General features: G+C 61.7%; 19 protein-coding genes and 1 pseudogene. 18 read left to right on the top strand and 2 right to left on the bottom strand.

The window, feature by feature from the left end; genetic code table 11:
* Positions 1–157: 157 nt before the first annotated feature.
* From hutU to AB4O23_RS02205, 18 genes and pseudogenes are all read left to right on the top strand, one after another.
* Entirely contained in the window at positions 158–1,828 is a 1,671-nt protein-coding gene (gene hutU, locus AB4O23_RS02290; RefSeq protein WP_017529534.1) for a urocanate hydratase, read from the top strand.
* A 70-nt stretch (positions 1,829–1,898) separates the two neighbouring features.
* Positions 1,899–3,359 (top strand): purine-cytosine permease family protein, encoded by a 1,461-nt coding sequence (locus AB4O23_RS02285; RefSeq protein ID WP_065879507.1) that lies wholly within the window; start codon positions 1,899–1,901, stop codon positions 3,357–3,359.
* A 68-nt stretch (positions 3,360–3,427) separates the two neighbouring features.
* The gene (locus AB4O23_RS02280) at positions 3,428–4,393 is read left to right on the top strand and encodes an ABC transporter substrate-binding protein (RefSeq protein WP_065879506.1); all 966 of its coding nucleotides are present in this window, start codon (positions 3,428–3,430) and stop codon (positions 4,391–4,393) included.
* A gap of 71 nt (positions 4,394–4,464) precedes the next feature.
* The gene (locus AB4O23_RS02275) at positions 4,465–5,316 is read left to right on the top strand and encodes an ABC transporter permease (RefSeq protein WP_065879505.1); all 852 of its coding nucleotides are present in this window, start codon (positions 4,465–4,467) and stop codon (positions 5,314–5,316) included.
* Entirely contained in the window at positions 5,313–6,137 is an 825-nt protein-coding gene (locus tag AB4O23_RS02270; RefSeq protein WP_017529530.1) for a quaternary amine ABC transporter ATP-binding protein, read from the top strand. Before AB4O23_RS02275 ends, AB4O23_RS02270 begins: the two co-directional genes overlap by 4 nt.
* A gap of 89 nt (positions 6,138–6,226) precedes the next feature.
* Positions 6,227–7,735 (top strand): HAL/PAL/TAL family ammonia-lyase, encoded by a 1,509-nt coding sequence (locus AB4O23_RS02265; protein ID WP_065879504.1) that lies wholly within the window; start codon positions 6,227–6,229, stop codon positions 7,733–7,735.
* Between the two features lie 39 nt (positions 7,736–7,774).
* Positions 7,775–9,307, top strand: coding sequence for a histidine ammonia-lyase (gene hutH / locus AB4O23_RS02260; RefSeq protein ID WP_017526568.1), 1,533 nt, complete (start codon positions 7,775–7,777; stop codon positions 9,305–9,307).
* A 106-nt stretch (positions 9,308–9,413) separates the two neighbouring features.
* Positions 9,414–10,823 carry an amino acid permease gene (locus AB4O23_RS02255; RefSeq protein ID WP_460062001.1) on the top strand — a complete coding sequence of 470 codons (1,410 nt, stop codon included), beginning with the start codon at positions 9,414–9,416 and terminating at the stop codon, positions 10,821–10,823.
* 15 nt (positions 10,824–10,838) lie between these two features.
* Positions 10,839–12,044, top strand: a complete 1,206-nt coding sequence (gene hutI, locus AB4O23_RS02250; RefSeq protein ID WP_065879502.1) for an imidazolonepropionase — start codon at positions 10,839–10,841, stop codon at positions 12,042–12,044.
* A gap of 11 nt (positions 12,045–12,055) precedes the next feature.
* Positions 12,056–12,856, top strand: a complete 801-nt coding sequence (gene hutG, locus AB4O23_RS02245; protein WP_017526565.1) for an N-formylglutamate deformylase — start codon at positions 12,056–12,058, stop codon at positions 12,854–12,856.
* 139 nt (positions 12,857–12,995) lie between these two features.
* Complete coding sequence (gene pip, locus AB4O23_RS02240) at positions 12,996–13,967, top strand: prolyl aminopeptidase (protein WP_017526564.1); 972 nt, start codon at positions 12,996–12,998, stop codon at positions 13,965–13,967.
* A complete protein-coding gene (gene dtd / locus AB4O23_RS02235; protein ID WP_017526563.1) occupies positions 13,964–14,401 on the top strand; it encodes a D-aminoacyl-tRNA deacylase in 438 nt (145 codons plus the stop codon). Before pip ends, dtd begins: the two co-directional genes overlap by 4 nt.
* Before the next feature lie 324 nt (positions 14,402–14,725).
* Positions 14,726–16,405, top strand: a complete 1,680-nt coding sequence (locus tag AB4O23_RS02230) for a glucan biosynthesis protein G (RefSeq protein WP_460063878.1) — start codon at positions 14,726–14,728, stop codon at positions 16,403–16,405.
* Positions 16,398–18,968 (top strand): glucans biosynthesis glucosyltransferase MdoH, encoded by a 2,571-nt coding sequence (gene mdoH / locus AB4O23_RS02225; RefSeq protein ID WP_017526561.1) that lies wholly within the window; start codon positions 16,398–16,400, stop codon positions 18,966–18,968. The genes AB4O23_RS02230 and mdoH overlap by 8 nt, the downstream gene beginning before the upstream one ends.
* Positions 18,969–19,155: 187 nt before the next feature.
* Positions 19,156–19,965 carry a transporter substrate-binding domain-containing protein gene (locus AB4O23_RS02220; protein WP_068935696.1) on the top strand — a complete coding sequence of 270 codons (810 nt, stop codon included), beginning with the start codon at positions 19,156–19,158 and terminating at the stop codon, positions 19,963–19,965.
* Positions 19,966–20,176: 211 nt separating this feature from the next.
* Entirely contained in the window at positions 20,177–20,974 is a 798-nt protein-coding gene (locus AB4O23_RS02215; protein ID WP_065879499.1) for a transporter substrate-binding domain-containing protein, read from the top strand.
* Between the two features lie 141 nt (positions 20,975–21,115).
* Positions 21,116–22,076, top strand: a pseudogene (locus AB4O23_RS02210) (amino acid ABC transporter permease).
* A complete protein-coding gene (locus AB4O23_RS02205) occupies positions 22,069–22,803 on the top strand; it encodes an amino acid ABC transporter ATP-binding protein (protein WP_017526557.1) in 735 nt (244 codons plus the stop codon). The pseudogene AB4O23_RS02210 and the gene AB4O23_RS02205 overlap by 8 nt, the downstream one beginning before the upstream one ends.
* A 36-nt stretch (positions 22,804–22,839) precedes the next feature.
* Here the strand turns inward: AB4O23_RS02205 and AB4O23_RS02200 are convergent, their stop codons facing one another.
* Together AB4O23_RS02200 and AB4O23_RS02195 are read right to left on the bottom strand one after the other, a co-directional pair.
* On the bottom strand, positions 22,840–24,747 hold the full coding sequence (locus AB4O23_RS02200; RefSeq protein WP_460070188.1) for a methyl-accepting chemotaxis protein: 1,908 nt from the start codon (positions 24,745–24,747) through the stop codon (positions 22,840–22,842).
* Positions 24,748–24,878: 131 nt separating this feature from the next.
* Positions 24,879–25,583 (bottom strand): methyl-accepting chemotaxis protein, encoded by a 705-nt coding sequence (locus AB4O23_RS02195; RefSeq protein ID WP_460063875.1) that lies wholly within the window; start codon positions 25,581–25,583, stop codon positions 24,879–24,881.
* Positions 25,584–25,744: the final 161 nt, after the last annotated feature.

Here is a 25,744-nt window from a genome sequence, read left to right as displayed (position 1 = left end):
CCAAGGCTTACAGACGCCCTCAAAAAAAATTTCCACAACCCGCTCCTCAAGTTGGCCGCTTGATTGCATATGCTTGTACATACAAGTAAAGATGTGTGCGTAAGACCCTGCTTCGCACCATTTCTGTTCGTGCATTGATCGCCGAGGAGTCCGAGTTGTGACCAAGCCTACAAAATACCGTGACGTTGAAATCCGCGCCGCCCGCGGTAACAAGCTCACCGCCAAAAGCTGGCTGACCGAAGCGCCGCTGCGCATGCTGATGAACAACCTCGACCCGCAGGTAGCCGAAAACCCGAAAGAACTGGTGGTGTATGGCGGTATCGGCCGTGCCGCGCGTAACTGGGAGTGCTACGACCAGATCGTCGAGAGCCTCACCCATCTGAACGACGACGAAACCCTGCTGGTGCAATCGGGCAAGCCGGTCGGCGTGTTCAAGACCCACAGCAATGCGCCGCGCGTGCTGATCGCCAACTCCAACCTGGTGCCGCACTGGGCGAGCTGGGAACACTTTAACGAACTGGATGCCAAGGGCCTGGCCATGTACGGCCAGATGACCGCTGGCAGCTGGATCTACATCGGCAGCCAAGGCATCGTGCAAGGCACCTACGAAACCTTCGTCGAGGCCGGTCGCCAGCATTACGACAGCAACCTCAAAGGTCGCTGGGTACTCACCGCCGGCCTCGGCGGCATGGGCGGGGCGCAACCTCTGGCTGCAACCCTGGCCGGTGCGTGCTCGCTGAACATCGAGTGCCAGCAGGTCAGCATCGATTTCCGCCTGGCCAGCCGCTATGTCGACGAGCAAGCCACTGACCTCGACGACGCCTTGGCCCGCATCGCCAAGTACACCCAGGAAGGCAAGGCCATCTCGATCGCCCTGTTGGGTAACGCGGCAGAAATTTTGCCGGAGCTGGTCAAGCGCGGCGTGCGCCCGGACATGGTCACCGACCAGACCAGCGCCCACGACCCGCTCAACGGTTACCTGCCGGCCGGCTGGACCTGGGACGAATACCGCGCCCGCGCCAAGACCGAGCCGGCTGCCGTGATCAAGGCGGCCAAACAGTCGATGGCCGTGCACGTCAAGGCCATGCTGGAATTCCAGAAACAAGGCATCCCGACCTTCGACTACGGCAACAACATTCGCCAGATGGCCCAGGAAGAAGGCGTGGAAAACGCCTTTGATTTCCCAGGTTTCGTACCGGCGTATATCCGCCCACTGTTCTGCCGTGGTATCGGCCCGTTCCGTTGGGCGGCGCTGTCCGGCGACCCGCAGGACATCTACAAGACCGACGCCAAAGTCAAAGAACTGATCCCCGACGACGCCCACCTGCACAATTGGCTGGACATGGCCCGCGAGCGCATCAGCTTCCAGGGCTTGCCGGCGCGCATTTGTTGGGTCGGCTTGGGCCAGCGCGCCAAGCTGGGCCTTGCGTTCAACGAAATGGTACGCAGCGGCGAGCTCTCGGCACCGGTGGTCATCGGCCGCGATCACCTCGACTCCGGCTCGGTCGCCAGCCCCAACCGCGAAACCGAATCCATGCAGGACGGCTCCGACGCCGTGTCCGACTGGCCGCTGCTTAACGCCTTGCTCAACACTGCGAGCGGCGCGACCTGGGTCTCGCTGCACCACGGTGGTGGCGTCGGCATGGGCTTCTCGCAACATTCGGGCATGGTCATCGTGTGTGACGGCACCGACGAAGCGGCCGAGCGGATTGCGCGCGTGTTGCACAACGACCCGGCGACCGGGGTGATGCGTCACGCAGACGCCGGTTACCAGATCGCCATCGACTGCGCCAAGGAGCAGGGCCTCAATCTCCCAATGATCAAATAACCCAATGTGGGAGGGAGCAAGCCCCCTCCCACACTGGATCTGTAGACAATCCATCAGAGGTTGAATACCCATGGCTGCAAACGACACCACCCCGTTGATCGAAAGGCGTTCGATCGACTACATCCCGGAAGCGGAAAGACATGGTCGTCTCTTGAGTCAGTTCACCCTGTGGATGGGGGCCAACCTGCAAATCACCGCGATTGTCACCGGCGCCCTGGCCGTGGTGCTGGGCGGTGATGTGTTCTGGTCGCTGATCGGTCTGTTGGTCGGCCAACTGATCGGCGGCGGCGTCATGGCCTTGCATGCGGCGCAAGGGCCCAAGCTTGGCCTGCCGCAGATGATCTCCAGTCGCGTGCAATTTGGCGTGTATGGCGCGGCCATTCCGATCGTGCTGGTGTGTCTGATGTACCTGGGGTTCACCGCAACCGGCACGGTGCTTTCCGGTCAGGCGCTGGGCCAGTTGTTTGGCGTCAGCGACAGCGTTGGCATCCTGATCTTCGCCAGTGTCATCGTGCTGGTCACGGTGCTTGGCTACCGGGTGATCCACTTCATCGGGCGCGTCGCCAGCGTGGTTGGGGTGATTGCCTTTGTGTACCTGTTCAGCCGCCTGATGAGCCAGACCGACGTGGGCGCACTCCTGCAGATCCGCCATTTCAGTTGGAGCAGTTTCCTGCTGGCGGTGTCGCTCGCGGCCTCCTGGCAAATCGCGTTCGGCCCTTATGTGGCGGACTATTCACGCTACCTGCCAAGCAATACGTCCTCGGTGAAAACCTTTCTGGCCGCCGGCGCGGGTTCGGTCATCGGCGCGCAGGTGGCGATGATTCTCGGTGTGTTTGCCGCCGCCATGTCCAATGGGCAATTCGCTGGTCACGAGGTGGCTTACATCGTGGGCCTGAGTGGTACAGGTGCTACCGCTGCCCTGCTGTATTTCAGCATTGCGTTCGGCAAGGTCACCATCTCGACGCTTAACTCCTATGGCAGCTTCATGTGCATCGCGACCATCATCAGCGGCTTTCGTGGTCGGCTGGAGGTCACGCGCCTGCAGCGCCTGGTGTTCGTGTTGGCCATCGTCGGTACGGCGACCCTGATTGCCTTGCTCGGCCAGCACTCGTTCCTGGGGGCGTTCAAATCTTTCATCCTGTTCCTGCTGGCGTTCTTCACGCCATGGAGCGCGATCAACCTGGTGGATTACTACTGCATCACCCGCGAGCGCTATGACGTGCCGGCGTTGGCCGATCCGAACGGTCGCTACGGCCGCTGGAACGCGCTGGGTATCAGCGTGTATGTGTTCGGCGTGCTGGTGCAGTTGCCGTTCATCTCTACCAAGTTCTACACAGGGCCTCTGGTGGCCGCGTTGGGTGACGTGGATATCTCCTGGATCATCGGCCTGGTGCTTCCCGCCGCCCTGTATTACCTGTGTGCGAAAAAATGGCACGCCAGCGTGCCCGATCAACTGATCCTGCCGGTCGAGCAGGACAGCGCTGTAGCCACGAAAACAAGCGGAGCCGGTCGCGCTGCGGCGCAGGCCTGACAGGACGTGGACAAGGCAGGACGCCTTTTGACTGCCGTAATCCATTTCATGATTGGGAGCGTCACACAATGAAAATGCATAAGACCCTGCTCACCACCTTGCTTTCTGCGGGCTTGCTGGCCAGCGCCGGCGCCCAGGCGGCGGGGTGGTGCGAGTCCGGCAAACCGGTGAAATTCGCCGGCCTGAACTGGGAAAGCGGCATGTTGCTCACGGACATCCTGCAAACCGTGCTGGAAAAAGGCTACGACTGTAAAACCGACAGCCTGCCGGGTAACTCCATCACCATGGAAAATGCCCTGAGCAGCAACGACATCCAGGTGTTTGCCGAAGAATGGGTGGGCCGCAGCGAAGTCTGGAACAAGGCCGAGAAGGCCGGCAAAGTCGTCGGCGTCGGCGCGCCGGTGGTGGGTGCGATTGAAGGTTGGTACGTGCCGCGCTACGTAATCGAAGGCGACGCCAAGCGCAAGCTTGCAGCCAAGGCGCCGGACCTGAAAAACATCGCTGACCTGGCCAAATACGCCTCGGTGTTCAAAGACCAGGAAGAACCCTCCAAAGGTCGTTTCTATAACTGCCCGGCCGGCTGGACCTGCGAGCTCGACAACAGCGAAATGCTCAAAAGCTATGGCCTGGAAAGCAGCTACACCAACTTCCGCCCAGGCACCGGCCCGGCGCTGGATGCGGCGGTGCTGTCGAGCTACAAGCGTGGCGAGCCGATCCTGTTCTACTACTGGTCGCCTACCCCGCTGATGGGCCAGGTCGACCTGGTCAAACTCGAAGAAAAACCCGGTGTGGACAAGACCGTGAGCATCAAGGTCGGCCTGTCCAAGACTTTCCACGAGCAAGCCCCGGAACTGGTGGCCGTGCTGGAGAAGGTCAACCTGCCGATCGACCTGCTGAACCAGAACCTGGGGCGCATGGCCAAAGAGCGAATCGACTCGCCGAAATTGGCGAAGGTTTTCCTCAAGGAACATCCTGAAGTCTGGCACGCCTGGGTCAGTGAAGACGCAGCCAAGAAAATCGACGCGGCCTTGTAGGTCAAGTGTGCGCGGCTACCCTGAGGGGTGGCCGGGCGCCTGGCTACAACCCACTGGATCGAGAGCACGCTATGTTTCCTGAGAGTTTTACGTTTTCCATCGCCGACTGGGTCAACGGTTGGGTGGATTCACTGGTCACCAATTACGGCGATGTGTTCCGGCACATCTCCGACACGCTGCTGTGGGCCATCGTCAACCTGGAAGGCCTGCTGCGCGCAGCGCCGTGGTGGCTGATGCTGGCGATTGTCGGCGGCATTGCCTGGCACGCCACGCGCAAAGTACTGACCACTGCGGTAATTGTCGGCCTGCTGTTCCTGGTGGGCGCGGTTGGCCTGTGGGACAAGCTGATGCAAACCCTGGCGCTGATGATGGTCGCCACGGTGATCTCGGTGCTGATCGGCATTCCGCTGGGCATCCTGTCGGCGCGCAGCAATCGTCTGCGTTCGGTGCTGATGCCGCTGCTCGACATCATGCAAACCATGCCCAGTTTCGTGTACCTGATCCCGGTGCTGATGCTGTTCGGCCTGGGCAAAGTCCCGGCGATTTTCGCCACGGTGATCTACGCAGCACCGCCCTTGATTCGCCTCACCGACCTGGGGATTCGCCAGGTCGACGGCGAAGTCATGGAAGCCATCAACGCCTTCGGCGCCAACCGCTGGCAGCAACTGTTCGGCGTACAACTGCCGCTGGCGCTGCCGAGCATCATGGCCGGCATCAACCAGACCACCATGATGGCGCTGTCGATGGTGGTGATTGCCTCGATGATCGGCGCCCGTGGCTTGGGTGAAGACGTCCTGGTCGGCATCCAGACGCTGAACGTCGGCCGTGGCCTTGAGGCCGGGCTGGCAATCGTGATTCTTGCAGTGGTCATCGACCGCATTACCCAGGCCTATGGTCGTCCACGGCATGAGGCGAACAAATGACTACCGTCAGCAAAATCGAAGTCAAAAACGTCTTCAAGATTTTCGGCAACCGTTCCCAAGAAGCGCTGGCGCTGGTTGGCCAGGGCAAGACCAAGGACCAGGTGTTGGCCGAGACCGGTTGTGTGGTTGGCGTGAACGATCTGTCCCTGAGCATCGATACCGGTGAGATCTTTGTGATCATGGGCCTGTCGGGCTCCGGCAAATCCACCCTGGTGCGCCACTTCAACCGCCTGATCGACCCCACCAGCGGCGCGATCCTGGTGGACGGCGAAGACATCCTGCAGCTGGACATGGACGCCCTGCGCCAATTTCGTCGGCACAAAATCAGCATGGTGTTCCAGAGTTTCGGCCTGTTGCCGCACAAAACCGTGCTCGACAACGTTGCCTACGGCCTCAAGGTGCGTGGCGAAACCAAACAGGTGTGCGCCGAACGCGCGTTGCACTGGATCGAAACCGTGGGCCTCAAGGGCTACGAAAACAAATACCCGCACCAGCTTTCCGGCGGCATGCGCCAGCGCGTCGGCCTGGCCCGTGCCTTGGCGGCCGATACCGACATCATCCTGATGGACGAAGCCTTCAGCGCCCTCGACCCGCTGATCCGCGCCGAGATGCAGGACCAGTTGCTGGAGCTGCAAAAGACCCTGCACAAGACCATCGTATTTATCACCCACGACCTCGATGAGGCCGTACGCATAGGCAACCGCATTGCCATCCTCAAGGACGGCAAGCTGATCCAGGTCGGCACGCCGCGGGAGATCCTGCATTCGCCGGCGGATGAATATGTGGACCGGTTTGTTCAGCGGCGGGCGGCGGTGGTCTGATCCAGGTTTTGTGGTGGGGCTACTGGCCTCATCGGGGGCTTGCTCCCGATGAGGCCGGCAAAGCTGTAGAGAATATGAAGAGGTCAACCATGTCCCAGGCAGCAAAAATCATCATCGCCGATACGCCCTTGCGCTGGCAGGACGTAGTCGCCGTCGCCCGCCACGGCGCGGCGCTCGAACTCTCGGGCCAGGCCTGGGCGCGCATCGACAATGCCCAGGCCATCGTGCAGCGCATCGTCAGCAGCGGCGAACGCGCCTACGGCGTGAATACCGGCCTGGGCGCGCTGTGCAATGTCTCGCTCGAAGGCGAGCAACTCAGCCAGCTGTCGCGCAATACCTTGCTCAGCCATGCCTGTGGCGTTGGCCCGGTACTCAGCGATGAGCAAACCCGCGCGATCATCTGCGCGGCGGTCATCAACTACAGCCACGGCAAGTCCGGCGTACACCCGCAGGTGGTGCAGGCCTTGCTGGCCCTGCTGAATCACAGCATCACGCCGCAAGTGCCCTCCCAGGGCTCGGTGGGTTACCTGACCCACATGGCCCATGTCGGCGTGGCCTTGCTGGGTGTGGGCAACGTGAGCTATCGCGGCCAGGTCGTTTCGGCGCAGCACGCATTGCAAGCCGAAGGTTTACCGCCTGTGGTACTCGGCGCCAAGGACGGCCTGTGCCTGGTCAACGGCACGCCGTGCATGACTGGCCTGAGCTGCCTGGCCCTGGCCGACGCCCATCACTTGCTGCAATGGGCCGACGTGATCGGCGCCATGAGCTTCGAGGCCCAGCGCGGTCAGATCGACGCGTTCGATGCACAGATCATCGCCCTCAAACCGCACCCCGGCATGCAGCTCGTCGGCAGCAACCTGCGGGCGCTGCTCGATGGCAGCGAAGTGATCGCCGGCAGCCAAGGCATTCGCACCCAGGACGCCTTGAGCATCCGTTCGATCCCGCAGATCCACGGCGCCGCGCGTGACCAGGTGGAACACGCCACGCGTCAGATCGAGACCGAACTCAACAGTGCCACCGACAACCCGCTGGTGCTCGGCACCCCGGCCCATTACCGCGTGGTGTCCCAGGCCAACCCGCACGGCCAGTCCGTGGCGCTGGCCGCCGATATGCTCGCCATTGCCATGGCCGAAATCGGCTCGGTGGCCGAACGTCGCCTGGACCGTTTGATCAACCCGCACGTCAGCGGTTTGCCGGCGTTCCTGGTGAGTCACCCCGGGGTCAATTCCGGAATGATGATCGTGCAGTACGTCGCTGCTTCGCTGTGCGGGCAAAACCGCCAGTTGGCGCAGCCGGCGGTACTCGACAACTTCGTCACCTCGGGCCTGCAGGAAGACCACCTGAGCATGGGCACCAACGCCGCGCTCAAGCTGCACCAGGTATTGGCCAACGTTACCCAGATTCTTGCCATCGAATATCTGCTGGCGGCCCAGGCGTTCGAGTTCCTCAAGAGCCAGCGCTTTGGCGTCGGCACCGACCGCGCCTGGCGCCTGCTGCGTGAGGTCGTGCCGGCCTATGCAGAAGACCGCTGGCTGGCGCCGGATATCGCGGCGGCCGCCACATTGCTCAAAGACACCGCACTACCGAATTTGCACTAAGTACGTATTCAAAAAAAATAATTCACAAGGAGAACGAATGTGACTGCGCTAAACCTGATTCCAGGCCAATTGAGCCTCGCCCAACTGCGTGCCATCTACCAGCAGCCGGTAACCCTCAGCCTGGATGACAGCGCCACGGCCCAGATCGAAGCCAGCGTTGCGTGCGTGGAGCAGATTCTCGCCGAGAACCGCACGGCCTATGGCATCAACACCGGTTTCGGCTTGCTTGCGTCCACCCGCATCGCCAGCGAAGACCTGGAAAACCTGCAGCGCTCCCTAGTGCTGTCCCATGCCGCCGGCGTCGGCGAGCCGATCAGCGATGCGCTGGTGCGGCTGGTCATGGTGCTCAAGGTCAACAGCTTGAGCCGTGGGTTTTCGGGGATTCGTCGGCAGGTGATCGATGCGTTGATCGCGCTGATCAATGCCGAGGTGTACCCGCATATTCCGTTGAAAGGCTCGGTGGGCGCTTCCGGTGACCTGGCGCCGTTGGCCCACATGTCCTTGGTACTGCTCGGCGAAGGCAAGGCGCGCTACAAAGGTGAATGGCTGGAGGCGACGCAAGCGCTGAAAGTCGCCGGCCTCACGCCGCTGACCCTGGCCGCCAAAGAAGGCCTGGCGCTGCTCAACGGCACCCAGGTCTCCACGGCCTATGCCTTGCGCGGCCTGTTCGAAGGCGAAGACCTGTTCGCCGGCGCCCTGGCGTGTGGCGGCCTCACCGTGGAAGCGGTGCTCGGTTCGCGCTCGCCGTTCGACGCACGCATTCACGCCGCCCGTGGCCAGCGTGGGCAGATCGATTCGGCCGCCGCCTACCGCGATCTGCTCGGCGAAAGCAGCCAGGTCTCGCAGTCGCACCAGAACTGCGACAAGGTTCAAGACCCGTACTCCCTGCGCTGCCAGCCACAAGTGATGGGCGCCTGCCTCACCCAATTGCGCCAGGCTGCCGAGGTGCTGGTGGTCGAAGCCAACGCCGTGTCGGATAACCCGTTGGTCTTCGCGGCCGAAGGTGACGTGATCTCCGGCGGCAACTTCCACGCCGAACCGGTGGCCATGGCGGCTGACAACATGGCGCTGGCCATCGCCGAAATCGGCTCGCTCAGTGAGCGTCGCATCTCGTTGATGATGGACAAGCACATGTCGCAACTGCCGCCGTTCCTGGTCGGCAATGGCGGCGTGAACTCCGGTTTCATGATCGCCCAGGTCACCGCAGCCGCATTGGCCAGCGAGAACAAGGCACTGGCCCATCCCCATAGCGTCGACAGCCTGCCGACCTCCGCCAACCAGGAAGACCACGTGTCGATGGCCCCGGCTGCGGGCAAGCGCCTGTGGGAAATGGCCGAGAACACCCGTGGCATCCTGGCCGTCGAATGGCTGGCGGCATGCCAGGGCCTGGACCTGCGCGAAGGCCTGAAAACCTCGCCCAAGCTGGAAAAGGCCCGCGGCATCCTGCGTGACAAAGTGGCGTTCTATGAAAAGGACCGCTTCTTCGCCCCGGACATCATCGCCGCCAGCGAACTGCTCGCCAGCCGCTGCCTGAATGAGCTGGTGCCGGCCGAGCTGCTGCCGAGCCTGTAAGGCACCCTGGCACTTCTGTGGTGAGCAGGCCTGCTCACCACGGAAATAGCCGTTGTCACGCGCGTGGCTTTTAATTTTCTCAGGATAAAAATAATAGGGACGAGAAATGCACCAGCAAGAAAAGGCTTTGAAACGCGGGCTGAGCGCCCGACATATTCGCTTCATGGCACTGGGGTCGGCGATCGGCACCGGGCTGTTCTACGGCTCCGCCTCGGCCATCCAGATGGCCGGCCCCGCCGTGCTGCTGGCCTACCTGATCGGCGGTGCCGCGGTGTTCATGGTGATGCGCGCCCTTGGCGAGATGGCCGTGCACAACCCAGTGGCCGGCTCCTTCGGCCAGTACGCCAGCACCTATCTGGGGCCTATGGCCGGTTTTATCCTGGGGTGGACCTACGCGTTTGAAATGATCATCGTCTGCCTGGCCGACGTCACCGCGTTCGGTATCTACATGGGCTTTTGGTTTCCCGAGGTGGCGCGTTGGGTCTGGGTGCTCGGTATCGTGTTCCTGATCGGCGGCCTGAACCTGTGCAACGTCAAGGTCTTTGGCGAGATGGAATTCTGGCTGTCGCTGCTCAAGGTCGGCGCGATTGTCGCGATGATCCTCGGCGGCTTTGGCATCATGCTGTTCGGCATCCATTCGGCGGGCGAAACCCAGGCCGTCGGCCTGAGCAACCTGTGGGCCCACGGTGGGTTCATGCCCAATGGCGTCGGCGGCCTGATCGCTTCGTTCGCGGTGGTGATGTTCGCGTTCGGCGGCATCGAAATCATCGGCATCACCGCCGGTGAAGCCAAGGACCCGCAACGGGTGATCCCCAAGGCGATCAATGCCGTGCCGCTGCGCATTCTCTTGTTCTACGTGCTGACGCTGTTTGTGCTGATGGCCATCTACCCATGGCCGCAGATCGGCAGCCAGGGCAGCCCGTTCGTGCAGATCTTCAGCAACCTGGGCATCGGTTCGGCGGCGACCATCCTCAATATTGTGGTGATCTCGGCGGCGGTCTCGGCCATCAACAGCGACATCTTCGGCGCTGGCCGCATGATGTACGGCCTGGCCCAGCAAGGGCAGGCGCCCAAGGGCTTTGCGCGGTTGTCCAGGCAGGGCGTGCCGTGGATGACCGTGGTGGTGATGGGCGCGGCGCTGCTGGGCGGTGTGGTGCTCAACTATGTGATCCCTGAAAAAGTGTTCCTGGTGATCGCCTCCATCGCGACGTTCGCCACGGTGTGGGTATGGCTGATGATTTTGGTCACCCAAGTCGCGATGCGCCGCTCGATGACCAAGGCACAGGTCGCCGAACTGGCATTCCCGGTGCCGTTCTGGCCCTATGCACCGGCAGCGGCCATTGTTTTCATGCTGTTCGTGTTTGGCGTGCTCGGTTACTTCCCCGACACCCAGGCTGCCTTGCTGGTCGGTGCCGTGTGGATCGTGCTGTTGGTCGTTGCCTACCTGCTGTGGGTAAAACCCGCCGCCGGGCAAGCGGCCAGGGTCCATTACGAACCGGCTGTGTCTCATCGATAACTTAGGGAGGCGTTGATGAAAACCCTTTGGCAACACTGCCACGTCGCAACCATGGCAGGCGGCAACTACTCGATCATCGAGGATGCCGCCATGGTCACTGCCGGCTCGCTGATTGAGTGGATCGGCCCGCGCAGCGAAGTACCGGTGGCGGATTACGCCCAACGGCACGACCTGCAAGGCGCGTGGGTCACCCCCGGGCTGATTGACTGCCACACCCACACGGTGTTCGGCGGCAATCGCAGCGGCGAATTCGAGCAACGCCTTCAGGGCGTGAGCTACGCCGAGATCGCGGCCCAGGGCGGCGGTATTGCCAGCACCGTGCGTGCCACCCGCGCTGCCACCGAAGACGAACTGTTTGCCGGCGCGCACAAGCGCCTGCGCAGTTTGCTGCGTGATGGCGTGACCACCGTGGAGATCAAGTCCGGCTACGGCCTGGACCTGGCCAACGAACGCAAGATGCTGCGCGTGGCCCGTCGCCTGGGTGAAGCGTTGCCGGTCAGCGTGCGCGCCACCTGCCTGGCGGCCCATGCGTTACCGCCCGAGTACAAGGACCATGCCGACGATTACATCGAGCACATCTGCAACGAGATGCTTCCGGCGCTGGCGGCTGAAGGGCTGGTGGATGCGGTGGATGCGTTCTGCGAATACCTGGCGTTTTCCACCGAGCAGGTGGAGCGAGTCTTCCAGGTTGCGCGGCAACTGGGCCTGCCGGTGAAGCTGCACGCCGAGCAACTGTCGTCGCTGCACGGCTCCAGCCTGGCGGCGCGTTACCAGGCGTTGTCGGCGGACCACCTGGAATTCATGACTGAAGAAGATGCCATCGCCATGGCCGCCGCCGGCACCGTCGCGGTCTTGCTGCCGGGTGCGTTTTACTTCCTGCGTGAAACCCAGTTGCCGCCGATGGACGCGTTGCGCAAGCACGGCGTGAAGATCGCCATCGCCAGCGACCTCAACCCTGGCACCTCGCCGGCGCTGTCGGTGCGCCTGATGTTGAACATGGCCTGCACCCTGTTCCGAATGACCCCGGAAGAAGTCCTGGCCGGCGCCACGCAACATGCGGCGACCGCGTTGGGCATGGGCGACACCCACGGTTCGCTGGAAGTGGGCAAGGTTGCCGACTTTGTCGCCTGGCAGATCGATCGCCCCGCCGACCTGGCCTACTGGCTGGGCGGCGAACTGGATAAACGCGTCGTGCGCCATGGCGTCGACGTCACCGTTTAAGGAGCATTGCTGTGGATAAGGTTCTGAATTTCAAACAAGGCCGTGTGCCGCTGCTAATCAGCATGCCCCACGCCGGGCTGCGCCTTACCCCTGCGGTCGAGGCCGGGCTGATTGCCGAGGCGCAAAGCCTGCCGGATACGGACTGGCATATCCCGCGGTTATATGACTTTGCCGAAGAGCTGGGCGCCAGCACGCTCTCGGCACAGTACTCACGGTTTGTCATCGACTTGAACCGGCCCTCCGATAACAAACCGCTCTATGCCGGTGCCACCACCGGCCTCTATCCGCAGACGCTGTTTGACGGCGTGCCGTTGTTCCGTGAAGGGCAGGCGCCCTCCGAGGAGGAACGTGCCAGCTACCTGCAAAAAATCTGGGGCCCGTATCACCGCCAACTGCAGGAAGAACTGGCACGCCTCAAGGCTGAGTTCGGTTACGCGCTGCTGTTTGACGCCCACTCGATCCGTTCGGTGATCCCGCACCTGTTCGAAGGCAAATTACCGGACTTCAACCTCGGCACCTTCAACGGCGTCGCCTGTGACCCGGAATTGGCCAGTCAGTTGGAAGCCATCTGCGCCCAGCATCCCCCGTACACCCATGTGCTGAACGGGCGCTTCAAGGGCGGCCACATCACCCGGCACTACGGCAACCCGGCGCAGGATATTCATGCGGTGCAGCTGGAGTTGTGTCAAAGCACCTATATGGAAGAAATGGAGCCGTTTCGCTATCGACCTGACCTGGCCGAGCCGACTCGGGTGGTGCTTAAGCAATTGCTGGAGGGTTTGTTGGCTTGGGGGCAAAACCGCTACCGGTAAGGGAGGCCGAACAGGCGCGAGCTGACACAGGTCTGAGTGCGCAAGGACATGCTCATTGCACAATTCGGGTTTATAGTGCCGGACGGCACAATAAAAGATGTCCCCCCAGGGATGAACCCGAACCCCTACGGAGCGCGCAATGCAGACTTGGTACCCGCAGATCAAACCCTACGCCCGGCACGATCTGGCAGTCGATGACACCCACACGCTGTACGTCGATGAAAGTGGCTCTCCCGAAGGCTTGCCCGTCGTATTCATCCATGGTGGCCCTGGTTCCGGTTGTGATGCCCAGAGCCGCTGCTATTTCGACCCGAACCTGTACCGCATCGTCACCTTCGACCAGCGTGGCTGCGGGCGTTCCACCCCCCGCGCCAGCCTGGAAAACAACACCACCTGGGACCTGGTCGCCGACCTTGAGCGCATCCGCGAGCACCTGGGCATCGAAAAGTGGGTGCTGTTCGGCGGTTCCTGGGGCTCGACCCTGTCCCTGGCCTACGCGCAAACCCATCCGGAGCGTGTACACGGCCTGATCGTGCGGGGCATTTTCCTCGCCCGCCCGCAGGACATCCATTGGTTCTACCAGGAGGGCGCGAGCCGTCTGTTCCCGGACTACTGGCAGGATTACCTCGCGCCGATCCCACCGGAAGAGCGCCACGACATGATCGCCGCCTACCACAAGCGCCTCACCGGCAACGACCAGATCGCGCAGATGCACGCCGCCAAAGCCTGGTCCGGGTGGGAAGGTCGCATGCTGGGCCTGTGCCCGAGCCCGCAGCATGTGGAGCGGTTTTCCGAGCCGCAGCGCGCCCTGTCCATCGCGCGTATCGAGTGCCACTACTTCACCAACAACTCATTCCTTGAGCCCAACCAACTGATCCGCGATATGCACAAGATCGCCCATCTGCCTGGCGTAATCATCCACGGCCGCTACGATATGATCTGCCCGCTGGATAACGCCTGGGAGCTGCATCAAGCTTGGCCGAACAGCGAGCTGCAGGTAATTCGCGAGGCGGGCCATGCGGCCTCCGAGCCTGGCATCACCGATGCATTGGTCCGTGCGACCAGCGAGATGGCACGGCGCCTGCTTGATCTTCCGCCTGAAGAAGCATGAAAGGTTTGTTACAGCGGGTGCGTGGCGCCCGGGTCGAGGTGGCGGGCGAAGTCATCGGGTCGGTTGACCAGGGGGTGCTGGTGCTGGTGGCGGTCGAACCTTCAGATACCCCGGAGAGCGCCGATAAGCTGCTGCACAAATTGCTGAACTACCGAGTGTTCAGCGATGACCAAGGCAAGATGAACCTGTCGCTCAAGGATATCGACGGCGGTTTGCTGCTGGTGTCGCAGTTCACCCTGGCGGCGGACACCAAGAGCGGGCTGCGGCCAAGTTTCTCGAAAGCCGCACCGCCGGCCTTGGGAGAGGCGCTTTTTGAGCACCTGTTGTTACAAGCGCAACAATTGCATGGCAAGGTGGCGTCGGGGCGTTTTGGCGCCGATATGCAGGTGCATTTGGTCAATGATGGCCCTGTGACCTTTCTCTTACAGACGTGAATGTATTAAAAACGACTTTTAATGCCTAAAAACGCAGGTTTTCGCTACAAATACTTCGTTGCCCCTGATGCGTTGTCTCGCGGGCTACTAGATAATCGCGCGCTACGGGGATCAGCGTTGTTTGGTCCATTTTTGACTTAGGTAGAGACTTGTCCGACAACCATTGGGGAATCATTTTGACCCATGGGAGTCGGAACAATGCTCGCCAACCTGGCATATAGATAGCTGGCCGTTGGTTTTTTGATCTGTTTTCGGCGAGGGTTGCTCGTGATTGTTAGTCCCTGTAATGCACCAAAATTGTCTGCCAAACGGTTACGAAACGCACTGGTGACGGGCTCTGCCCTGTTTTGCCTGTTCGGCGCGGGTCAACTGTGGGCATTCAGTCTGGATGATGTGTCGGCCAAGGCAAAAGAGCTGGCCGGGCAGAAGTACGAAGCTCCGCGCAGCAATCTGCCGAACGAATTCCGTGAAATGAAGTTCGCGGACTACCAGAAGATTCGTTTCCGCAACGAAAAAGCCGAATGGGCCGATCAGAACACCCCGTTCAAGCTGTCCTTCTATCACCAGGGTATGCACTTTGATACACCGGTGAAAATCAACGAAGTCACCGCTGACAGCGTCCAGGAAATCAAATACGACCCGTCGCGTTTCGATTTCGGTGACGTGAAGTTTGATCCTAAAGCCACCGAACAGCTGGGTTATGCCGGCTTTCGTGTGCTGTACCCGATCAACAAGAACGACAAGCAAGACGAAATCATGACCATGCTCGGCGCGAGCTATTTCCGCGTTGTCGGCAAGGACCAGGTGTATGGCCTGTCCGCGCGTGGCATGGCAATCGACACTGCGCTGCCGTCCGGCGAAGAATTCCCGCGCTTCACCGAGTTCTGGATCGAGCGTCCAAAACCGGGTGACAAGCACCTGGTGATCTTTGCCCTGTTGGATTCGCCACGCGCGACCGGCGCTTATCGCCTGATCCTGCGCCCGGGTACCGACACGGTTGTCGATGTCAAATCCCAGATGTTCCTGCGCGACAAGGTCAGCAAGCTGGGCGTTGCCCCGCTGACCAGCATGTTCCTGTTCGGCGCGAACCAGCCGTCCAAGGTGCTCAACTACCGTCGCGAGTTGCATGACTCCAGTGGCCTGTCGATTCATGCCGGCAACGGCGAGTGGATCTGGCGCCCGCTGAACAATCCGAAACACCTGTCGGTGAGCAATTTCAGCGTGGAAAACCCGCGCGGTTTCGGCCTGCTGCAACGTGGCCGCAACTTCAGCCACTACGAAGACCTGGACGACAACTACGACAAGCGTCCAAGCGCCTGGATCGAGCCTGAAGGCGACTGGGGCAAGGGTTCCGTCGACCTGGTCGAGATCCCGACCGCCGATGAAACCAACGACAACATCGTTGCCTTCTGGAGCCCGGAGAAATTGCCGGAAGTCGGTCAGCCGCTCGAAGTGGCCTACCGCCTGCACTGGACCCTCGACGACGCCGCGTTCCACTCGCCGGACAGCGCCTGGGTCAAGCAGACCTTGCGTTCCACTGGCGATGTGAAGCAATCCAACCTGATCCGTCAGCCGGACGGCAGCGTGGCTTACCTGGTCGATTTCGAGGGCCCGGCCCTGAAGCGACTGCTGCCGGACGCCCCGGTGCGCAGCCAGGTGAGCGTGGGTGACAACGCTGAACTGGTGGAAAACAGCGTGCGTTACAACGAACACACCAAAGGCTGGCGCCTGACCCTGCGCATGAAGATCAAGGACGCAAGCAAACCGACCGAAATGCGTGCGGCCCTGGTGCAGGACGTTCCCCAGGTCGAGCCTGAGCATGTTTCTACCCAGGTGCTCAAGGCCGACAAGGTCTTGGCCAAGCAGCACGAGAAACAGGCCAAGAAAGACGCGAAAGACAAGGAAGCCAAGCAGCCAGAAGCTGCCCCAGCCACACCGGAGCCGATCAAGACCGAGCAAGTCCTGACCGAAACCTGGAGCTATCAGTTGCCTGCCGATGAGTAATTCTCAAGCCCGGCCAGAGACGCTCTCCGAGTATCTGGCGCATCTACCGATGACCGCTGAGCAGCGTGCCGAATTGGCGGGCTGCGCATCCTTCAGCGAGTTGCACGAGCGGTTGTCGTCATCGACCTTCGATGCGCCAGCCGACGCCGCCCAAGCGTCGGTTGGCAGCCGGTTGAACCTCAGCACGGCCGAAGAGTTGCAAGACGCCGAAATGCTCGCGCTCGACGCGAGCGGCCGTGTGTGCCTCAAGGCCACGCCGCCGATTCGTCGCACTCGCGTGGTACCGGAGCCGTGGCGCACCAACATCCTGGTGCGTGGCTGGCGTCGTATCACCGGCCGCAGCAACCCGCCCAAACCACCGAAGGATGAACGCGTATTGCCGGCCGCGCGCTGGCGTACGGTCGGTTCGATCCGTCGTTACATCCTGCTGGTGCTGATGCTCGGCCAGACCATCGTGGCCGGCTGGTACATGAAAGGCATCATGCCGTACCAGGGCTGGTCGCTGGTCGACTTCGACGAGATCCGCAACCAGACCCTGCTGCAAACGGCTACCCAGGTTCTGCCTTACGCCCTGCAAACCAGCATCCTGATCATGTTCGGGATTTTGTTCTGCTGGGTGTCGGCGGGTTTCTGGACGGCCTTGATGGGCTTTCTTGAACTGCTCACCGGTCACGATAAATACCGCATCTCCGGTAAAAGTGCCGGCGACGAGCCGATTCCGAAAGAGGCGCGTACCGCGCTGGTGATGCCGATCTGCAACGAAGACGTGCCGCGTGTATTCGCCGGCCTGCGGGCGACGTTCGAATCGGTGGCCGCCACCGGTGACCTCGATCGCTTCGACTTCTTCGTGCTCAGCGACAGCAATGACGCCGACATTTGTATCGCCGAACAGCAAGCCTGGCTCGACGTGTGCCGCGAAGCCGGTGGCTTCGGCAAGATCTTCTATCGCCGTCGTCGCCGTCGCGTAAAGCGCAAGAGCGGCAACCTGGACGACTTCTGCCGTCGTTGGGGCGGTGACTACAAGTACATGGTCGTGCTCGACGCGGACTCCGTGATGAGCGGCGAATGCCTGACCAGCCTGGTGCGCCTGATGGAAGCCACGCCGGATGCCGGGATTATCCAGACCGCGCCACGTGCGTCGGGCATGGACACCCTGTATGCGCGCATGCAGCAGTTTGCCACCCGTGTGTACGGCCCGCTGTTCACCGCCGGTCTGCACTTCTGGCAGCTGGGTGAATCCCACTACTGGGGTCACAACGCGATCATCCGCATGAAGCCGTTTATCGAGCACTGCGCCCTGGCGCCTTTGCCCGGTAAAGGCGCGTTCGCCGGCTCCATCCTGTCCCACGACTTCGTTGAAGCGGCGCTGATGCGCCGTGCCGGCTGGGGCGTGTGGATTGCCTACGACCTGCCGGGCAGCTACGAAGAACTGCCGCCCAACCTGCTGGACGAACTCAAGCGTGACCGTCGCTGGTGCCACGGTAACCTGATGAACTTCCGCCTGTTCCTGGTCAAAGGCATGCACCCGGTGCACCGTGCGGTGTTCCTGACCGGCGTGATGTCGTACCTGTCGGCACCGTTGTGGTTTCTGTTCCTGGTGTTGTCCACGGCCTTGCTGGCGGTGAACACCCTGATGGAACCCCAGTACTTCATGGCACCCCGCCAGTTGTACCCACTGTGGCCGCAATGGCATCCGGACAAGGCGGTGGCGCTGTTTTCCACCACCATCGTGCTGCTGTTCCTGCCTAAACTGCTGAGCATCATCCTGATCTGGGCAAAGGGCGCGAAAGAGTTCGGCGGCAAGTTCAAGGTCACCATGTCGATGCTGCTGGAGATGCTGTTTTCCATGCTGCTGGCGCCGGTGCGGATGATTTTCCACACCCGTTTCGTGCTTGCCGCGTTCCTCGGCTGGGCCGCCACCTGGAACTCGCCCAAGCGTGACGACGACTCGACCACCTGGGGCGAGGCGTTCAAGCGTCACGGGACCCAGACCTTGCTGGGCTTCCTGTGGGCCCTGCTGGTGGTGTGGTTGAACCCAAGCTTCCTGTGGTGGCTGGTGCCGATCGTCGGTTCGCTGATGCTGTCGATTCCGGTATCGGTGATCTCCAGCCGTGTGAACCTGGGCCTCAAGTCTCGCGACGAGAGCCTGTTCCTGATTCCTGAGGAATACAACCCGCCGCAAGCGCTGCAGTCGACCGAGAAGTACACCCACGAAAACCGCTGGCACGCCTTGCACGACGGGTTTGTGCGTTCGGTGGTCGACCCGCAGCAGAACGCCCTGGCGTGTGCCCTGGCGACTTCGCGTCACCGTGAGGCCGAGCCGATCGAATACCTGCGTACCGAGCGCGTTCGCCATGCGTTGAAAGTCGGCCCTGCCGGCCTCAACAACGCCGAGCGCGTTGCCTTGCTCAGTGATCCGGTGGCCCTGGGCCGCCTGCACGAGCAGGTCTGGAGCGAAGGGCATGCCGAGTGGCTGGCCGCCTGGCGTGACTCGATCAAAGCCGACCCGCACGCGCCGTTGCTGCCGCTGCAACCGCTGTCGTCCCAGGCCCAACCGGCCTGATTCAGACACCCCCGAGGGCTCACCTCGGGGGTGTTTCAAACGCTGGTCCTACAGCGTTTTGCGTCTCTTCTTTGTCGTTCTGACCCTCTGTTATTTCGAAACAAAAGACCCTCGTTCGAGGCGTATTTGCCTGCGTGCGGCTGGGGTAGGATCGCCCCCCAAAATTGACTCGGTCACAGGGGGATCCATGATCAAAAGGTATTGTTCGGCCTTGCTGCTTGGCGCTGTTGCATTAATTCACACTGGCCAGGCGCTGGCCGGTGCCATCGATGACGCGGTGCGGCGCGGGGTGCTCAAAGTGGGCACCACACCCACCTATGTCCCCTTCGAAATGACCGATAAGCAGGGGCGCATCGTCGGCTTTGAAATCGACCTGCTCAAGGTGATGAGCCAGGCCCTTGGCGTGGAGCTGGAACTGGTCTCGGTGCCCTACACCGAGCTGATAAAGGGCCTGCAGGCCAAGCACTTCGACCTGATCGGCAGCGGCATGACGGTTACCCAGGAGCGCAACCTGGCGCTGAACTTCAGTGACTCCTTCATCGTGGTGGGCCAGACCGTGCTGTTGCGCCCCGACCTGCTCGGCAAAGTTGCCAGTGTTGAAGACCTCGACGATGCCAGCTACCGGATCGCTGCCACCGAAGGCACCACCGGCGAGTCCGCGGCGCAGCGCTTTCTGGGCGCGGCGCGGGTGAGCAGCTTTGCGACGCCGGAAGAAGGCGTGCGCCAGGTTGTGATCGGTGCGGCTGATGCGTTTGTTCACGATGCGCCCTACAACCTGATCGCCCTGAGCCGCCCGGAAAACAGCGCGCTGCTTTTACTGGAGCAACCTTTCACCTTCGAACCCTTGGCGTTTGGCGTGAAAAAAGGTGATTTCGACAGCCTCAACTGGATCAACCATTTCCTCAACCAAGTGGCCCAGGACGGCACCTACGATCGGCTGCATGACAAGTGGTTCAAGGACACCGCCTGGCTCGGCGAAATCGACTCGAAGTCATAACTGCTTACATAACCGTCCGATACCGACGCGATACGGGCAGGTGTCTACCTCGTGCGCTTGGCTGCACCCTTGTGGGGCTTTTGCGACATATGCCGACAACAATTACCCGTGAAACCTTTGTGGCAGACAGCGAGTGGGTTAGCATCGCACCCCGACTGGGTGCGGCCCTTTTGCGCGCCGATCTTATAAGAAACGTTCAGGGGATTTGATGATGAAAAAGTATCTTTCGATGCTGCTGCTAGGCATCACCGCGCTGATGGCGGTCAACGCGGCGCAGGCCGGTGCCATCGACGATGCGGTCAAGCGCGGCACATTGAAAGTCGGCATGGACCCGACCTACATGCCGTTCGAAATGACAGACAAGCGCGGTGACATCATCGGTTTTGAAGTCGACATCCTCAAGGCCATGGCCAAGTCCATGGGCGTCAAGCTGGAGCTGGTGTCCACCGGTTATGACGGCATCATCCCGGCCTTCCTGACCGGCAAGTTCGACATGATCGGCAGCGGCATGACCCTGACCCAGGAACGCAACCTGCGCCTGAATTTCAGCGAACCCTTCATCGTGGTCGGCCAGACCCTGCTGATCCGCAAAGAGTTGGAAGGCACCATCAAGTCCTACAAAGACCTCAACGACGAGAAATACCGCCTGACCTCCAAGCTGGGCACCACCGGTGAGATGGTCGCCAAGAAGTTGATCGCCAAAGCCAAGTACCACGGCTATGACAATGAGCAGGAAGGCGTGCTGGACGTGGTCAACGGCAAGGCTGACGCGTTTGTCTACGACGCACCGTACAACGTGGTGGCCGAGAAGAAGGTGGGTAACGGCAAGCTGGTGTTCCTCGACGAACCCTTCACGTTTGAGCCATTGGCCTTTGGCCTGAAGAAGGGCGACTACGACAGCGTCAACTTCATCAATAACTTCCTGCACCAGATCAAGAATGACGGCACCTACGATCGCATCCATGACAAGTGGTTCAAGAGCTCCGAGTGGCTCAAGGACATGGAATAAGGCTTTAGACCGAGGCGCGCCCTTCGCGAGCAAGCCCGCTCTCACATTCGACCGCATTCTCATGTTGGAACTCGGTCAAGTGTGGGAGCGGGCTTGCTCGCGCAAGCGGCCTCACAGGCGACACCAATCCCGGAACCTGAAATGAAACAGAAAAAAGCCCAATGGCCCTGGCACCTGCTGACCGTGGTCGTGCTGGTTGGCCTGGCGGGCGCCTTGTATTACGCCACCTCGCTGATGTCCTACGAATGGCGCTGGAACCGTGTGCCGCAGTACTTCGCCTATCAGGCCGAAGAGGCTCAGCGGGCGGCGGATATCTCCACCGTCATCGAGTTGGTCCGCAAAGGCGACGTTGCCGAAGTGACCCTGCGCAACGACGCCGGTACCGAACAACGAGTGATGGTTGCCGACAACAGCCTGCAAGTGGCGCGCGGCGATGACGTGGCCGAGGGCGATGTCATCGGTGTGAACCGCCATTGGGCATTGGGCCCGCTGATGTGGGGCTTGTGGACCACGCTGTGGCTGTCGGTGGTGTCCGGCGTCCTGGGCCTGGCTATTGGCCTGGCCACCGGGCTGTGCCGGCTGTCCAGCAACCCGACCCTGCGCGATCTGTCGACAATCTACGTCGAACTTGTGCGCGGCACGCCGTTATTGGTGCAGATCTTCATTTTCTATTTCTTTATCGGCACGGTGCTCAACCTGTCCCGGGAATTCGCCGGGATCGCCGCGCTGTCGCTGTTCACCGGCGCCTACGTGGCGGAAATCGTCCGCGCCGGCGTGCAGTCCATCACCCGTGGCCAGAACGAAGCCGCGCGTTCCCTGGGCCTGAGTGCCGGCCAGTCGATGCGCCATGTGGTGCTGCCGCAGGCATTCAAGCGCGTGCTGCCGCCCCTGGCCGGGCAATTTATCAGCCTGGTGAAAGACACCTCGCTGGTGTCGGTGATCGCAATTACCGAATTGCTCAAGAGCGGCCGCGAGGTGATCACCACCTCGTTCTCGCCGTTTGAAATCCTGTTCTGCGTTGCAGAGCCTGTACCTGCTGATCAACCTGCCGCTGTCGAAAATGGCCAGCCGGCTTGAGCGGAGGCTCGCCCAAAGTGATTGAAGTCCGCGATCTGGTAAAAGTCTTCGACACCCGTGGCCAGGTGGTGCGCGCGGTGGACCACGTCACCACTCAGGTGGCCAAGGGTGAGGTGCTGGTGGTGATCGGGCCGTCCGGCTCGGGTAAATCCACGTTCCTGCGCTGCCTCAATGGCCTGGAGGAGTTCGACTCCGGCTCGGTGAGCATCGACGGTCTGCAACTGGCTGATCCGAAAACCGACGTGAACGCCTATCGCCGCGAAGTCGGCATGGTGTTCCAGCACTTCAACCTGTTCCCCCATATGACCGTGCTGGAAAACCTGTGCCTGGCGCAAAAAGTGGTGCGCAAGCGCGGCAAGAAAGAGCGCGAAACCAAGGCCCTGGCGCTGCTGGAAAAAGTCGGCATTGCGCAGAAGGCCAACGAGTTCCCCTCGCGGCTGTCCGGCGGCCAGCAACAGCGTGTGGCGATTGCCCGCGCCCTGGCGATGGAGCCCAAGGTGATGCTGTTCGACGAGCCCACCTCGGCCCTCGACCCGGAAATGGTCGGCGAAGTACTCGACGTGATGAAGACCCTGGCCCTGGAAGGCATGACCATGGTGTGCGTCACCCACGAAATGGGCTTTGCCCGTGAAGTGGCCGACCGGGTGCTGTTCTTCGACCATGGCAAGTTGCTGGAAGACGCCGCCCCGGCCGAATTCTTCGACAGCCCGAAAGACCCGCGTGCCCAGGCGTTCCTGCGTCAGGTCCTGTAACACCAAGGTCCTGAGTAAGGGGTCATGGGGTAAACCTCATAGCCTGAATTTACCGACCAGCGTTTGTAGATCCAGGCTCAGCCTTGTCAGTTGAACACTGGCCGCCGCCGTCTCCTCACTGGCGGCGGCGGTTTGTTCAGACACATCCCGTACCTTCAACACGCTGCGATTGATCTCTTCGACCACGGCGCTCTGCTGTTCGGCGGCGGCGGCGATCTGCGGGTTCATTTCCTGGATGACCGACACCGTGCGAGTAATGGCCGCCAGCGCCTCGCCGGCGTCGCGGGTCAGGCTGACGCTGTAGTCGGTCAGGTTGCCGCTGCTGTCCATGATGTCTGCCACCTGTTGGGTGCCTTTATTCAGGCCCAGAATCAACGCCTCGATTTCTTCGGCTGACTCCTGAGTGCGCTGGGCCAGGCTGCGCACTTCGTCGGCCACCACGGCAAAGCCTTCGCCGGCGCTGCCTGCGCGTGCGGCTTCAATGGCGGCGTTCAGCGCCAGCAAGTTGGTCTGCTGGGACACGGATTTGATCACGTCCAGCACGCTGCCGATTTTTTTGCTCTCTTGCTGCAGCGTCAGCATGGCCCGGCCCGACAGGGTCATTTCGCTGGCCAGGTTACCAATCTGTTCAATGGCCAATGCGACCACCTTGTCTGCGGCGCTGACCTGCTGGTCTGCCTCATTCGCCGCCAACGACGCTTGTTCGGCGTGCCGGGCGACTTCGTGGGCGGTGGCGAGCATTTCATTCATGGCCGTGGCGACCTGATCGGTTTCGTCTTTCTGGTTGTTGGCCCCGTCGCGGGTCTGTTCGGTCACGGCCGTGAGTTGCCCGGCGGCACTGGCGATTTGCCCAGCGCTGTCCCCGATGCCGCTGATCAGGTCGCGCAAATTGCGCGTCATCAGGCTGATGCTGTGTTGCAACTGGCCCACCTCATCCCGACGTTCCACCTTCACGTCATGGCTGAGATCGCCCTTGGCGATACGGCCGGCAACCGCCAGCACCTGGCGCAACGGCAGCGCAATCTGGCGGCCGATCCACCCGGCGGTCAGGGCGCCGAGCACTACGCAGGCGAGGGTGACACTGATCAGCAGGGTGCGCGTTTGGCTGGCCTCGCGGTCACGTTTGAAGATTTGCGCCTGACTCAGTAGGTCGCTTTGCTCCAGCAACTGGTCGACGTGCTGTTCGAGTCGGTTTTGCATCGTCTCGGTGTTGAACTGAGCGTCTTTGAGCGCCACCAATTGCTCGCGGTAGGTCGCCAGGTCGGCTTTGAGCTGGGCGGAATCGACGGGCAGGTCCATGACGGCCGACTGCGCGACCTCCAGGGCGTCGAGCGCCTTGCCGACGGCTTCGGCATAGGCTTGCAGTGACTCGGCCGCCCACGCGGGTTTTTGCGTGCCGTCGTCGGCAAGTGCCATCGCTTGGCGCAGGTCTTCGATCGCATCCAGGGCTTTCTGGTCTTCCTGGTTGGGCAGGTCACTGGCGAACTGGGCCAGGGTGTCGCTGGCCTGAAGCGCACTGTTTTGCAGGGGGCTGCGCGCGCGCTCACGACGTTCGATCAAAGACGGCAACTCGGCAAGAGCCGCTTTGAAACCCGTCACCAAACGGGTGGCTTGCTCCAGGCGTTGCTGGTCGGCCGGGTCTCCCATGCGGCTTGAGAGGACGGCCAGATGCTGTTCGATCTTTTCAATCTCTACGCCGATTTTTCCCAGGCTGCTGGTGTCCGTCAGGGTGCGATACACAATGCAGTCGGCACGCATGGTTTCGGCCGCAACCGCCAGCTGCCCCAGCGTCGAGAGCTTGGCTGATCGAGCAAGCACAGCATTGAGGGCCTGCCAGCCGGTCATGGCGATGATCAGGCTCAGCATCAGCACTTGGCCAAAGCCCAGGGCGAGTTTGAGACGAATGCTGGCGTTGGCCAGTAAGCGGGTCAGTCGAGCAAACATGCTGCACCTCCTAATCTGAAAAAGCGCTTCGAGCAGAAACGCTAAATCGATTCGGGGTGATCGCGGGCTGATAACTGCGTAGGAACTTTCGCAATGTGCGGCGGCCTTGATCGGCCGCCGCGCAGCGTCGGTCAGATGCGGAAGCGACCGACCAGGGTTTGCAGGTAGACACCCAGGCGCGCCAGTTCGGCGCTGGATGCGGCGGTCTCTTCGCTGGCCGACGAGGTTTGTTCCGACACATCGCGCACGTTCAGCACGCTCCGGTTGATCTCTTCCGCCACGGCGCTTTGCTGTTCGGCGGCGGTGGCGATCTGCGAGTTCATCGCCTGGATGGTCGAGACGGTACGGGTGATGTTTTCCAGGGCGCTGCCGGCGCGGCGGGTCAACTCGACGCTACTGTCGGTGAGGCTGCGGCTGTTGTCCATGATGGTCGCCACCTGCTGGGTGCCGCTCTGCAGGCCGACAATCAGCTCTTCGATCTCTTCGGTGGACTTCTGGGTACGCTGGGCCAGGCTGCGTACTTCGTCGGCCACTACGGCGAAACCGCGCCCGGCTTCACCGGCTCGCGCGGCTTCGATGGCCGCGTTGAGGGCCAGCAGGTTGGTTTGCTGGGCCACGGATTTGATCACGTCGAGTACGCTGCCGATCTTGTCGCTTTCCTGCTTCAGGTCGGCCATGGCAACCGTGGAATTACCGACTTCAGTGGCCAGGCGCTCGATCTGGGCGATGGCTTCGCCGACCACTTTGTCGCCCTCGCGAGCCTGCTGGTCCGCCGCGACGGCGGCTTCCGAGGCCTCTTCGGCGTTGCGTGCCACTTCCTGTACGGTCGCAGCCATTTCGTTCATGGCGGTGGCGACCTGATCGGTCTCGATCTTCTGGCTGTTGACCCCGGCGCTGGTCTGTTCGGTCACGGACGACAGCTGCTCGGCGGCGCTGGCGATCTGGGTGACGCCATCGCTGATACCACCGATCAGTTCCCGCAGGCCCAGGGTCATGC

This window comes from Pseudomonas sp. H2_A10, from assembly GCF_054680085.1.
The sequence above is the reverse complement of the archived record's forward strand: the minus strand, read 5'-3'. Positions and strand labels throughout refer to the sequence as shown.

Excerpts from the sequence above, each read along its gene's own strand:
- AB4O23_RS02195 (WP_460063875.1), bottom strand. The coding sequence starts at position 25,583 with ATGGCTGCGACCGTACAGGAAGTGGCACGCAACGCCGAAGAGGCCTCG.
- pip (WP_017526564.1), top strand. The coding sequence starts at position 12,996 with ATGCAGACTTGGTACCCGCAGATCAAACCCTACGCCCGGCACGATCTG.
- AB4O23_RS02285 (WP_065879507.1), top strand. The coding sequence starts at position 1,899 with ATGGCTGCAAACGACACCACCCCGTTGATCGAAAGGCGTTCGATCGAC.
- AB4O23_RS02200 (WP_460070188.1), bottom strand. The coding sequence starts at position 24,747 with ATGTTTGCTCGACTGACCCGCTTACTGGCCAACGCCAGCATTCGTCTC.
- AB4O23_RS02255 (WP_460062001.1), top strand. The coding sequence starts at position 9,414 with ATGCACCAGCAAGAAAAGGCTTTGAAACGCGGGCTGAGCGCCCGACAT.
- AB4O23_RS02270 (WP_017529530.1), top strand. The coding sequence starts at position 5,313 with ATGACTACCGTCAGCAAAATCGAAGTCAAAAACGTCTTCAAGATTTTC.
- AB4O23_RS02265 (WP_065879504.1), top strand. The coding sequence starts at position 6,227 with ATGTCCCAGGCAGCAAAAATCATCATCGCCGATACGCCCTTGCGCTGG.
- AB4O23_RS02275 (WP_065879505.1), top strand. The coding sequence starts at position 4,465 with ATGTTTCCTGAGAGTTTTACGTTTTCCATCGCCGACTGGGTCAACGGT.
- hutI (WP_065879502.1), top strand. The coding sequence starts at position 10,839 with ATGAAAACCCTTTGGCAACACTGCCACGTCGCAACCATGGCAGGCGGC.
- AB4O23_RS02215 (WP_065879499.1), top strand. The coding sequence starts at position 20,177 with ATGAAAAAGTATCTTTCGATGCTGCTGCTAGGCATCACCGCGCTGATG.
- AB4O23_RS02280 (WP_065879506.1), top strand. The coding sequence starts at position 3,428 with ATGAAAATGCATAAGACCCTGCTCACCACCTTGCTTTCTGCGGGCTTG.
- dtd (WP_017526563.1), top strand. The coding sequence starts at position 13,964 with ATGAAAGGTTTGTTACAGCGGGTGCGTGGCGCCCGGGTCGAGGTGGCG.
- mdoH (WP_017526561.1), top strand. The coding sequence starts at position 16,398 with ATGAGTAATTCTCAAGCCCGGCCAGAGACGCTCTCCGAGTATCTGGCG.
- AB4O23_RS02220 (WP_068935696.1), top strand. The coding sequence starts at position 19,156 with ATGATCAAAAGGTATTGTTCGGCCTTGCTGCTTGGCGCTGTTGCATTA.